The organism is Paenibacillus qinlingensis, assembly GCF_013204845.1.
In the GTDB taxonomy this organism is placed as follows: Bacteria; Bacillota; Bacilli; order Paenibacillales; family NBRC-103111; genus Paenibacillus_E; species Paenibacillus_E qinlingensis.
The window spans coordinates 127,115-138,183 of sequence record NZ_JABMKY010000023.1; the positions used below are offsets into that span (position 1 = coordinate 127,115).

The 11,069-nt window shown below is 42.1% G+C and carries 12 protein-coding genes; 10 read left to right on the forward strand and 2 right to left on the reverse strand.

Annotation, left to right across the window (positions count from 1 at the left end):
- Position 1 precedes the first annotated feature (1 nt).
- The 3 genes from HQN88_RS29630 to HQN88_RS29640 all read left to right on the forward strand — a co-directional run bounded on the left by HQN88_RS29630 (position 2) and on the right by HQN88_RS29640 (position 4,832).
- On the forward strand, positions 2–874 hold the full coding sequence (locus HQN88_RS29630; RefSeq protein WP_173119183.1) for a carbohydrate ABC transporter permease: 873 nt from the start codon (positions 2–4) through the stop codon (positions 872–874).
- 64 nt (positions 875–938) lie between these two features.
- Positions 939–2,486, forward strand: a complete 1,548-nt coding sequence (locus HQN88_RS29635) for an extracellular solute-binding protein (RefSeq protein ID WP_173119184.1) — start codon at positions 939–941, stop codon at positions 2,484–2,486.
- An 87-nt stretch (positions 2,487–2,573) separates the two neighbouring features.
- Positions 2,574–4,832 (forward strand): helix-turn-helix domain-containing protein, encoded by a 2,259-nt coding sequence (locus HQN88_RS29640; RefSeq protein ID WP_173119185.1) that lies wholly within the window; start codon positions 2,574–2,576, stop codon positions 4,830–4,832.
- Between the two features lie 29 nt (positions 4,833–4,861).
- On the opposite strand, the gene HQN88_RS29645 is transcribed toward HQN88_RS29640, so the two are convergent.
- Positions 4,862–5,515 carry a lysoplasmalogenase gene (locus HQN88_RS29645; RefSeq protein ID WP_173119186.1) on the reverse strand — a complete coding sequence of 218 codons (654 nt, stop codon included), beginning with the start codon at positions 5,513–5,515 and terminating at the stop codon, positions 4,862–4,864.
- Positions 5,516–5,700: 185 nt separating this feature from the next.
- On the opposite strand from HQN88_RS29645, the gene HQN88_RS29650 reads away from it, so the two are divergent.
- The gene (locus HQN88_RS29650; protein WP_173119187.1) at positions 5,701–6,150 is read left to right on the forward strand and encodes a GNAT family N-acetyltransferase; all 450 of its coding nucleotides are present in this window, start codon (positions 5,701–5,703) and stop codon (positions 6,148–6,150) included.
- Positions 6,151–6,382: 232 nt separating this feature from the next.
- Here the strand turns inward: HQN88_RS29650 and HQN88_RS29655 are convergent, their stop codons facing one another.
- Positions 6,383–6,940 (reverse strand): TetR/AcrR family transcriptional regulator, encoded by a 558-nt coding sequence (locus tag HQN88_RS29655; RefSeq protein WP_173119188.1) that lies wholly within the window; start codon positions 6,938–6,940, stop codon positions 6,383–6,385.
- A gap of 106 nt (positions 6,941–7,046) precedes the next feature.
- Between HQN88_RS29655 and HQN88_RS29660 the strand changes: the two genes are divergently transcribed.
- The 6 genes from HQN88_RS29660 to HQN88_RS29685 all read left to right on the forward strand — a co-directional run bounded on the left by HQN88_RS29660 (position 7,047) and on the right by HQN88_RS29685 (position 10,901).
- Positions 7,047–8,030 (forward strand): SDR family NAD(P)-dependent oxidoreductase, encoded by a 984-nt coding sequence (locus tag HQN88_RS29660; RefSeq protein WP_173119189.1) that lies wholly within the window; start codon positions 7,047–7,049, stop codon positions 8,028–8,030.
- Positions 8,031–8,284: 254 nt separating this feature from the next.
- Positions 8,285–8,692, forward strand: coding sequence for a GNAT family N-acetyltransferase (locus HQN88_RS29665; protein WP_173119190.1), 408 nt, complete (start codon positions 8,285–8,287; stop codon positions 8,690–8,692).
- Between the two features lie 73 nt (positions 8,693–8,765).
- Positions 8,766–8,996: a hypothetical protein gene (locus HQN88_RS29670; protein ID WP_173119191.1), complete on the forward strand. Its 231-nt coding sequence runs from the start codon at positions 8,766–8,768 to the stop codon at positions 8,994–8,996.
- Positions 8,997–9,113: 117 nt separating this feature from the next.
- Positions 9,114–9,920 (forward strand): class I SAM-dependent methyltransferase, encoded by an 807-nt coding sequence (locus HQN88_RS29675; RefSeq protein WP_173119192.1) that lies wholly within the window; start codon positions 9,114–9,116, stop codon positions 9,918–9,920.
- A 122-nt stretch (positions 9,921–10,042) separates the two neighbouring features.
- Complete coding sequence (locus tag HQN88_RS29680) at positions 10,043–10,420, forward strand: hypothetical protein (RefSeq protein WP_173119193.1); 378 nt, start codon at positions 10,043–10,045, stop codon at positions 10,418–10,420.
- 169 nt (positions 10,421–10,589) lie between these two features.
- Positions 10,590–10,901, forward strand: coding sequence for a hypothetical protein (locus HQN88_RS29685; protein ID WP_173119194.1), 312 nt, complete (start codon positions 10,590–10,592; stop codon positions 10,899–10,901).
- The last annotated feature ends 168 nt before the right edge of the window (positions 10,902–11,069 follow it).

The window sequence follows — 11,069 nt, forward strand, 5'->3', positions numbered from 1 at the left end:
CATGAGAGATCGTACCCTAAGCAGCAAAGTGTTCGATGCAGCCAATTATTTGATGCTATTTATCGTTGCGGTAATTACGGTGCTGCCGTTCATATATGTCGTATCCGGTTCACTCGTAGCGTCGGAAGAGCTGCTTATCAAGAAAGTTGTGCTATTTCCTACGAAGTTTTCGTTGGATGCTTACAAATTTATTTTTTCCACCAAAATCATTTACACAAGCCTATTCATCACTATATTCATTACCGTTGTCGGAACGCTGATCAATTTGCTGCTTACTACGCTGATGGCTTATCCGTTAGCACGCAAAACATTGCGCGGCCGGGGGAAATTCATGTTGTTGATCGTCATTACCATGCTGTTCAGCGGGGGTATGATACCTACGTTCTTGGTAGTCAAAACCTTTGGATTACTGGATACCTATTGGTCCTTATGGATCCCTTCGGCGATCAGCGCGTTCAATCTGATCCTGTTGAAAAACTTTTTCCAGCAGCTGCCTGAGGGTTTGGAAGAATCGGCGAAAATGGACGGCTGCAATGATTTGCAGATTTTGTACAAAATCGTTATTCCCTTATCCTTACCGGCTATGGCCACGTTCGCGTTATTTTATGCGGTGGGGCACTGGAATTCCTACTTTACTGCCATTATGTACATCAATGATGCGAAAATGTGGCCCATACAAGTATGGCTGCGCCAAATCGTCCTTCTATCGGCAGGCGGTTTCACGGACGCAAGTGCAGCTTCGGAAATAGCAGCTCCGCCTCAGAGCATCAAATATGCGGTTATCGTCGTTGCAGCTGTTCCGATATTGCTCTTGTACCCATTTTTGCAGAAACATTTTGCCAAGGGAGTTTTGCTAGGTTCGGTTAAAGGATAGACGGTCAAGTCTGGTAAGATCGTCTTTCTTTCTATACAATAAAATGACATAACGGAGGGTTTGTATGCGAAAAACAAAGGGTCAATTGAAAACAGGGTTAGCAGTTACTTGCACGACAGTCATGATGGTGTCCGTATTAGCGGCTTGCGGAAGTGGGGATCCCGTAAGTGACAGTGCGAATACTACACCTGGGAGTACGAGCACCGCGCAAAAGCAGATCAAATTCAGCATGATGTCCCCCTTCTATGGCCAGCAGCCACCGGCAACCGATGATACGAACGCTGCTTTTAAAGCCATTCAGGAGCAGACCAATAGCAAGCTGGATATCACGTTCGTCCCTGGTGCGTCCTATAATGATAAGCTGAATGTGACGATCGCCTCAGGCAATCTCCCACAAGCGATGGTTGTCTTGGACACCAAGAATTCGGCGATTGTCAATGCTGTCCGTTCAGGCGCTTTCTGGGAAATCGGCCCGTTCCTCAAAGATTTTCCGAAAATCAGTAAATATTGGAATGACAAAATCGCTAACAATATTTCCGTAGATGGTAAAATATATGGACTCTACCGTGACCGTCCTTTTGCCAGAAAAGGTATCATCTTCCGTCAGGATTGGCTCGATAACCTCGGTCTGCAACAGCCGAAAACCGTAGATGACCTCTATAACGTTGCGAAAGCATTTACATTGAATGACCCGGATAAGAATGGCAAGAATGATACTTACGGTCTGACGTTAACCGATGATAATTTGATTACCGATGCAAGTCTTGTCCTTGTTACTGCGTTAGGCGGCTTTAATCAGTGGGGCGTGCAGGACGGCAAGGTGATACCTGACTTTATGACCAAAGAATATATGGATTCGCTCAAGCTGCTCAAAAAAATGTATGATGAGAAGCTGATTAATCAGGACTTCGGCGCCATCAAAGGAACCAAATTGCATGAAAACATCAATTCAGGGAAAGCCGGTATCTATCTAGCAAGTATTGATGACGCACCGAATAAGCATGCTGATCTGTACAAATTGAATCCGAAGGCCAAGATGGATTTCGTCATCGGGCTGCAAGGGCCGAAGGGCGTTAAACTGCCTGCGAATTCAGGCTATTCAGGTGTGTTCATGTTCCCTAAATCCAGTGTGAAGACAGAAGCGGAACTGAAGGATATCTTAACTTACTTCGAGAAAAATCTGCAGGACGATGTATTGAAAACGTTTGCGTGGGGTGTGGAAGGCGTTCACTATAAAACAGAGAACGGTAATCCTTTGTTCACCAATGAGCAGTTGTACAAAGACCAAGTTGGTGACTTAGGGCAGCTTCGCATCGCACCTTCAACTTTGGCGTGGCCGACAGAACCTGATATGGGGAAGAAAGTGAAGAAGCTGTATGAAGAAGGCATGCCGAATGCTGTGCCAAGTGTCATCGAGCCGTTCCTTTCTCCGACGAAAACTCAGCTTGGCTCTGAGCTTGATAAGCTGATCAATGATGCTCGCGTTCGTTTTATCATGGGTGAAGTCGATGAGGCTGGCTTTACCAAGGTTACGGAAGAATGGAGCAAAAAAGGCGGCGATAAAATCATCGAGGAATTTACAGCTGAGTATAAAAAAGCTCAACAAAAATAATTGTTAGGCGATGCGGCGCTTCTTCCTGTCTATAACGGGGAAGAGGCGCCGCAATTATTGACATACAAGAACAGCGGGGGCTTGTTTATGAAATTACGTGCGTCTACCTTTTTATCCAAGCTCATATGGTTTACACTGCTGCTCGCGACGATTCCTGTCATGGTACTGGGGGCTTTTTCCTATTATCAGGCTTCGGATGCGGTGCAAACCAAGGTCAATGAGAGCAATCAGCAAATGCTGAAACAGACTGAATCACAAATTGAACAGTTGCTGAGGCTGATTGATTACTCAGCTATTCAATATATGAATCAACCGGTCGTGATCGACGCTCTTAAGGGAGAATTGGCTGGTACGGACGGATACGTTCAGAAAGTGAAGAGTCTGCTCGAATCGATGAGTAAGCTGCAAAGCAATGAGCTCGGTACGATGGGCATGGAACTCATAAGCATAGCTAACAAATGGTCCATTAACGATACAGGTTTGTCCATGCTGGAAACGAAGGCGATGGAAAGTTATGCGGGATGGGTGAATGATCCAAGAACCTCATTCTGGTCCACAAGTTCTACCGGAATGAAACTCATTAAGAAAATTCCAGCGTATTCCCCTAACCCATCGGGGCTGCTGATCATGTCGATTCCGATTTATGATGTCAATAGTTTAATCAACAAGGATACAGCCATGGGCAACGTTTTGCTGTTGGACGATCAAGCGGTCGTTTTCGCCGGCAATTCCGCGAATCTGCTTGGTAAGCAGATACAAGAATTACAGATCGGCTGGAATCCATCCATTTCTACTGCGGAGCAGGGTTTCTATACATCCCGTTCGGAACGGGAGCGTGTCGGAATCAGTTACCGGAAGTCCAATTATAACGGTTGGACCTATGTATCAGTGGTGTCTATCGATGAACTAAACAAGGAATCACAGGGCATAGGGTGGTTCACCTTGTATATTTGTCTTGGTATTTTATTGTTAGCTCTACTCATTTCTTATTTAGGTTCAAGGAAGATGTATAAACCGATTCGCAAGTTGTATGAAGTCGTGCGCAACTCGCCTGAAACCGTAGGGACCGATGCGGCCATCGATGAATTCGAATTTATCAATGAACGTTTTCGTGGACTAATGCAAAGGGAGTCCAGTCTGTTACAGGAGGTTCTGGGACAGTCCCATCAAATGCGGGAATACTTTGTTTTCAAGCTTTTCCAGAGCGATATGGCGAGAACAGAGGCTCAGGATAAGCTGGAGGCCTTCGGACATCCAACAGAGTGGAATAGCATGTGTGTCATGACGATTCAAATCGATACGTTATCCTCTACGCGTTTTGAAGAGCAGGATCAGGATTTATTGTTGTTCGCTATCAACAATATCGTTTCCGAGCTTATTACACCTGAGCAGAGGCTGCCACCAGTCGTTATGGGGGACTCCCAGGTTACTTTGCTTGGAGGGGCTGAAACAGATCCCAAGCTGTTCAAGAATCTGCTCGACACCGCGGCACATCAAATCATGCAGATGATCAAACTTTATCTGGAGCTGAAAGTGAGCATTGGCTTCAGCCATATGTTTAACGACATTAAGCAAATTCGTCATGCCTATGGCGAATCGTTGCAAGCTCTGAAGTATCGGATGAATCTAGGCGAAGAGTCGATCCTGTTCATCGAGGATGTGCAGCCGGAGAAAAGCATGCAGTTGAGTTATCCAGATGCTGCAGAGCGGCAGCTGCTGGACGCTTTGAAGCATGCAGACCGAGAGCAGGCTACGCGCTGCCTTCACCAATTCATATCGGCGCTTGCTGTCGATGAGCGAACGCATGAAGAATATTTCATGTCCTTCGTCCGTCTTCTCGTGCAAATGCTACAGGCAGTTAAGGATGCAGGCGTGTCGCCAAAACGGCTATACCCCGATGAACAAACCTTGTTTATACAGCTGTTTCAATTGAAAACAGTGAGCGAAGTGGAACGTTGGTTTCTGGATGTGGTCATGCTTCCATTTCTAATTCATTTGGAACACAAGCTAGATGAGCAGTATCAGAGCATCTCCAGTCAAATTATTCACATGATAGAGACTGGCTTCGATACCGATCTTTCCCTAGAGGTGTGCGCACGGCGTATGAATTACAGCCCGAATTATTTGACGAAAGTGTTCCGCAAGGAAACGGGCGTTAATTTCAGTGATTACTTATCAGAGTATCGGATGAACATGGCCAAACAATGGCTGTTAGAAACGGATATGAAGATATCCGAGATCGCCGAGAAGTTGAAGTATAATACGCCTGCCAATTTCATTCGTTATTTCCGTAAGTTGGAGGGAACTACGCCAGGCCAATATCGTGATAGTTTTTTTAAGAAATAATAAAAAAGTGCTCCCCCTCGAATCTCGAATCAGGGGTGCACTTTGACTTCTCTTTTTTCAGGAAGAGCCGCGCTGCGAGCAATAATGAACTGGGCGCTGTAATAGGAAGTCATAATCAGGATATCCGCAAAAAAAACTGGGGAGACGAACAGGTTCCAAGACAGTATGGAATCCGAAATCAAGAATAGGAAACTGCCAATAACTGCCCATCTATTACCAGTCATAATCGCCGACCAGCCCATTAGAGAGATTACGATAATGTAAAATAGCACAGGTACCACAAGTCCAGCGTTATTTTGCGCCATGAGCGAGATTACCAGCTCTCTCCCCATCATGATGGAATAAATGGCGATAGGGATGATCGAGGAGAAGCGCAACCAAGAGAAACGCCATTGGACGAGAAAGGCAGTCGTATAAAACAAATGGCCGATTAGGAAAGCGGCAAGGCCAATAACGAACTCATACATAATCAATCCATCACCAAGCATGCCAAAGAATAGTCCGGTTAACATCAACCAATGAATCCTATTTTTGGCTAGAGGCATATGCGAGTATGCGTAATACAAAATCAGCCACATGGGAATTAATTTAAAAAGCAATTTGAATGCTTGATGCTCGGGTCGAAACTCACAAATGTAAAGCGCGCTCGTAAGCAGTATAGCCATCGGTAGCCATCGTTTCATCGTAGAGCACACTCTTTTCTTTTGAAATAACCATTCAAGTAGAAATAGTATATTGGTATTTGTTAATTTTGTAAACGCTTTATATTTGTGGTTTCTAACGGAGATGATGCCTAGCTAAGATGTATAATAGTCTGTGAATATATCTTAGATGGTTGCAGTGATCTAAAGAATTGAGGCGTTTAAATATGAAAAAAGACAAGGTCAGGGAAATTCAAGAAACCGATTATCATGATATTTATTTACTAAATCAAGCGTTTAATCCAAATCTACATGCATTTTCCGAAGAGAGAGTAAGAGAGAAAATTGAAATTATTACAAAGAAAACGAAAGATATCATCTTTGTTTACGAACATGACACCGAGGTTATAGGATATATTCACGGAAGTCCGTATGAATTACTTTTTTCTGACTCTTTAGTAAACGTTCTGGGATTTGTTGTTAAAGAAAGTTATAGGAATCAGGGTATAGGAGGTATCTTAATGGATTGCCTTGAACAGTGGGGAAAGGATAATGGATATTCTGGAATAAAATTGTTATCCCACCCAAGTCGAATACATGCTCATAGGTTCTATGAGAGACGAAACTATATGTTTACAAAGGATCAGAAGAATTATATAAAAAAATTCGAAGACTAAACTAACGCAAAACGGTAGTTTAATGAAAATAGCGGTAGTCTAAGACGATATTTTCTCGTCTGAGGCTGCCGCTATCTTTTTTTGTTGGAGCGAGTCCATACAGTCATAAAAATAGGTGACTTCAGTCAGTGCGTCTCTGGGGGCGCACTATTCATTTTGCGTACATTTTTGCAAATTAAGGCATCCTATTGATTATGGGAATTAAAAAAGCACAAAAATGAAACAATCCTCTCTAAGAGGCAAGAAAAATTCGGAGCAAATCTTCAATCATTTGGCGGAGCTCCGACGAGTTTTTGGCAACAATTTTAAATCCGCGTAATGCGCTTGTTAAAAGATGCGCCAATTTCTCTGGAGAAAGACTGTTGGGGCTGCCGGCGAATTTTGTTTGCGATTCCAAAATAGAGGTCAGAACGACTCCAAGTTTATTGTAGCTCGCGTCGAGTGCCTCCTTCGAGAATGCGTAAGAACTGTCGGTCATTTCTTTTACTTCCGGCGAGTTCAACGATTGATCGAAATTGTTTATAGACCACACTTCAAATGCATATAAAATTTGGTCTTCAGGCGTTTTCTTGGAAGAAAGTCCTTCCATTATTTCTTCAATGAGAGTGTCGCCATAATGCAGAATGGTTGCGTTAAAAACTTCCTCCTTGCTCTTGAAGTGCAAATAGAGACCCGCACGCGAGATACCTGCGGCCTCGGCAATTTCGTTCATAGACACGCGCTTATAGCCATACTTGAAGAATACGTCCAACGCAACGGATTGAATATGAAGTTTCTTTTTATCGTCCATGAATGTATTATTATACACTTTACAAACTTTGTCTAGTTGTGTAATATGAACATATAGACGTTTTTTGTATTTTGTCTAATACTAATCATGAGGGAGACCAATCATAATGACGACATTACAAAAACCTATATTTTCGGGGTTCGGACCGCAAACAACTGCCCAAGAGGCGCTTGCAGGCCGCGACCTCCGAGGAAAAATTGCAATAGTAACAGGTGGTCACGGAGGCATTGGACTAGAAACGACGCGAGTTCTTTCTAACGCGGGAGCCACCGTAATCGTCGGTGCCCGTGATGTTCAGAAGGCACAAGATCGTATTTCGGAAATGAACAACGTCGAGGTCATCCACCTCGACCTAGCTGATCCCGAATCCATTGATCAGTTCGCCGCGGATTTTCTGATGTCCCACCAGACGCTTGATATTCTTATTAATAACGCAGGGGTGGCTAACCCTCCTGTAATTAAAGACACTCGGGGATTAGATGCGCAATTCGCGACGAATCATTTAGGGCATTTTCAATTGACGTTGAAGCTATGGGATGCATTGAAAAAATCTGCAAACTCCCGCGTCATCACTCTTTCTTCTATCAGTCACATGTTGGGGCCAATCGATTTCAGCGATCTGAACTTTACCAAGAGGCCGTACAATAAAGACATTTCCTACGGTGAATCAAAGACTGCATGCTCGCTGTTCGCGGTTGAACTCGATAAACGAGGCCGAGAACATGGCATTCGCGCTTTTGCTGTCAATCCTGGCGCGATTCTCACCGGTTTGACTCGTCACCTGACTGATGAGGAATTAGCCGCGTGGGGTGTTCGACGAGGAGAAAATGGCGAATTTATTTCTCCAGAAGGTTTCAAAACCGTCGAACAAGGCGCAGCCACATCCATTTGGTGTGCAGTGAGTCCGATGTTAGAGGGAAAAGGTGGAGTTTACTGTGAAAACTGCGACATCGCGGCTATTGTTCCTGCGGATAGCAAGCTAATGACTGGCGTACGTGAATGGGCCATCGACCAATCAGTGGCCGAAACGCTTTGGACCGTTAGCGAAGATCTCTTGCGTATTGGATCAACTCCGGGACTATCCAAATAAACATCGCGGCTATGCCTGAGAAGAGTTGTAAAGTTAAAGTACGAAGGAACCATTGTTGAATGATAACTTAAATGAGCAGCAGGTGCCGAGGCAGCCTGCTGCTCATTTTATTTTAGATAAACGGGAAGACCGCAGCTATTCGGGTAGGAGAATACCAATATGTGGTATTATTGAAAAGAAACATGGGTGAATTAGCATGAATCAATTAGTGAGCTTATTTATAGGAAATTGATGTTAGCCTGAAGGAGTAGTTTATGAATATTGTTTTCGCATCTGAATCGGATTATGAATATTTAAAAGAGCGAGATCATCACATTCTAGAAAACTTAATCATACCGAAGATAAGACAGAATCAAATATTTATCCTAAAGAATGACGATCATGTCATTATTGGATGGATGCGTCACAGTTATTTTTGGGATAATACACCGTTCATGAATATGATTTGGATCGATGCTCCTTTTCGAAAGAAAGGAGCTGGAAAAAAGGCAGTTCTCTTTTGGGAAGAAGAGATGAAGAAAAAAGGGTTCAAATTAGTCATGACTTCCACTTTGGCAAATGAAGAAGCTCAACACTTTTATAGAAAATTAGGATATAAGGATTCAGGATGCTTATTACTTGAGAATGAACCGATGGAAATTCTGTTTACAAAGACTCTTTAGCATAAGCAGAGAGTTAATATGAAAGAAACAGCAAAGGAGATACTTTATCTATTGTTCAAAAGGGGGGCTTCATATGGATCATAAAAAAAATTTGCTTTACGGAGTAGCAGCTGGAGTACTACTTCTTTTTTTAAATAATTCTATTGTACATAGTACAATACAAAATCTTTTTGGGAACTTGCCAATAGCATATATAACAATTAGAGGCATGCTTTATATTTTATCTTTTATTGGTATTTTAACAGTGGCTTATTGTTCAATAGAATTGATAATAGAAGTACGTAAATTTAGAAAGCAAAGATGACTTTACGTAAGAACAGCAATAGATTATCTTGAAAATAATATTTCAGGCACTGGTACATAGTTGAACAAAACAAGGAGCAGTTCTGCCACGTCAGCTGCTTTTATGGAGGGAATCGGCATGGACAGAAATTCTGTTTATAGAACAAACATTGTAGGCGGTAGTGAGGTTGACGCCATCTCTGTTGACATGGATAAAAGTGCTATTCATGAAACAAACAGCTTATTTTGGGATACCAAAGGAAATGATGTTCTAGGAGCAACCGCACTTCCTTTTTATGGGGCATTTGTCTCAGAAGAAAAATGCCAGTTTTTTAGCGATGTTTCAGGTAAAAAGGTACTGGAGATTGGTTGTGGAAGCGGTGAATCTTTAAAGTATCTGGGGGAACGCAAAGCATCTGAGCTTTGGGGTATGGATATATCAGAAAATCAAATCGAAAAGACAAGGCAGCATTTGACGGCGAGCGGTCTTTCAGCCCAATTAATCTGTTCTCCCATGGAGGAAAAATGTGGCATACCCGAGGATTATTTTGACTTTGTATATTCGGTTTATGCCATAGGCTGGACCACCGACCTTGAGGGTACTTTTTGTAGGATTGCTTCTTACCTAAAAAAAGACGGTGCATTCATTTTCAGTTGGTCGCACCCCATACACAAATGTGTTGTTGATGAAAATAATACGCTTATTTTTAAAAAATGTTATTTCGATGAATCTTGGTATTCATCATCTCTTGGCGAAAGTACGCTAACATTATCAGACCGTACACTATCAACTTATGTGAATGCGTTGGCTAAAGCGGGCTTTTATATTGAGCAAATGATCGAGCAGTCTGATGACGAAATTATTCAAACGCAACGTAACAGCAAATTTGCTGAAAAAGCAAAGATGCTTCCCGTAAGTTTTGTTATCAAAGCAAGAAAACGATAAGAGAAATAAAGGACGATTATTGAAGTAATGGTATTCGTTGCATCTGAGGTGTGCATGTAAAATTTTGAAATTCAGTAGTCTTATGTTCAGGATATAAGGTCTGATGAAAGGGAAATCAACCCATGAAAAAAATATGGACCGATTTTAATGGCCCCAACCTTGAAAAGATAAGAATCACTGACAATGATTTAAAACATTTCGAATTGTCCGAAGGTGAGAAAGTTATTCTTTATACTGAGGATATTCAAGGCGAAGCGGTTATCGAATACGATAACGTACAAGGGTCATGGGTTGGTAAATTTGTTTCGGAAGTTATTACTGTTTCAAAAGAAATTGAAGAGGCAAGAGAAGACGGATTTGTTAATGGAAAACACTTTGGAAATTGGACAACTATAAATAACTTAGCTAGAAGAATGAAGGAGTTGAAGCTTTCTGCAGAGTTAATTCATGAGGTAACAGGCCTAAGCTATGAGAAAATCCGTGGCATTACATTAAAGTGAGAACAATAACGTAGGGAGTGGCAAGCCAAGCGGCAGCTACGCTCTGTTTTCGTTAAATTAACGGGAGTTTAGTTCAACTGGATACAGATTAAAGATAAATGAAAAAGAGACATCTCTTGGTTGTACACGACATATTGTTAAGTGTACTTGCTGTTTAGGGGGGCTCTGCGTGAGATTGGTAATTTTTGTAGTGAGTATAATCTTACTTGCACTCCTTTGGACGAACCCGGATAATTCCGATTTTAAAAAATGGGTCATTAAGAAGGAACTCACCAATTCTCAAACATTTAACTCAATGCCAGTTCGTTTTCGTAGCAAGAATTATCTGTTTTTCTCATTGCATGAACTTTCAATTATTAGGAAACAACATGCTGATTTAATTGTGGAACAAGAATACTACTCAGGAATAGGGATTATGGGAATGATATTTCCAATTTCAATTCCAGGAATTGATGATAAACAGTCCCCAATAATTAAGTAATTGGAAATCTCCGATGTACTAAATAGAAAATATGAAGAGACTGCCGATTTCTGAACTGCACCCCAATTGTTAGACACAATCTAACAATTGGAGGTGCAGTTTTTCTATATGTCCAAATTAACACCACAAGAAAAAATACAAGCTGCAAGAAGGTACCTTGAGGGAAAG

What these genes read in the sequence shown, in the direction of transcription:
- HQN88_RS29630 (WP_173119183.1), top strand. Translation starts at nt 2, where the DNA reads ATGAGAGATCGTACCCTAAGCAGCAAAGTGTTCGATGCAGCCAATTAT.
- HQN88_RS29635 (WP_173119184.1), top strand. Translation starts at nt 939, where the DNA reads ATGCGAAAAACAAAGGGTCAATTGAAAACAGGGTTAGCAGTTACTTGC.
- HQN88_RS29640 (WP_173119185.1), top strand. Translation starts at nt 2,574, where the DNA reads ATGAAATTACGTGCGTCTACCTTTTTATCCAAGCTCATATGGTTTACA.
- HQN88_RS29645 (WP_173119186.1), bottom strand. Translation starts at nt 5,515, where the DNA reads ATGAAACGATGGCTACCGATGGCTATACTGCTTACGAGCGCGCTTTAC.
- HQN88_RS29650 (WP_173119187.1), top strand. Translation starts at nt 5,701, where the DNA reads ATGAAAAAAGACAAGGTCAGGGAAATTCAAGAAACCGATTATCATGAT.
- HQN88_RS29655 (WP_173119188.1), bottom strand. Translation starts at nt 6,940, where the DNA reads ATGGACGATAAAAAGAAACTTCATATTCAATCCGTTGCGTTGGACGTA.
- HQN88_RS29660 (WP_173119189.1), top strand. Translation starts at nt 7,047, where the DNA reads ATGACGACATTACAAAAACCTATATTTTCGGGGTTCGGACCGCAAACA.
- HQN88_RS29665 (WP_173119190.1), top strand. Translation starts at nt 8,285, where the DNA reads ATGAATATTGTTTTCGCATCTGAATCGGATTATGAATATTTAAAAGAG.
- HQN88_RS29670 (WP_173119191.1), top strand. Translation starts at nt 8,766, where the DNA reads ATGGATCATAAAAAAAATTTGCTTTACGGAGTAGCAGCTGGAGTACTA.
- HQN88_RS29675 (WP_173119192.1), top strand. Translation starts at nt 9,114, where the DNA reads ATGGACAGAAATTCTGTTTATAGAACAAACATTGTAGGCGGTAGTGAG.
- HQN88_RS29680 (WP_173119193.1), top strand. Translation starts at nt 10,043, where the DNA reads ATGAAAAAAATATGGACCGATTTTAATGGCCCCAACCTTGAAAAGATA.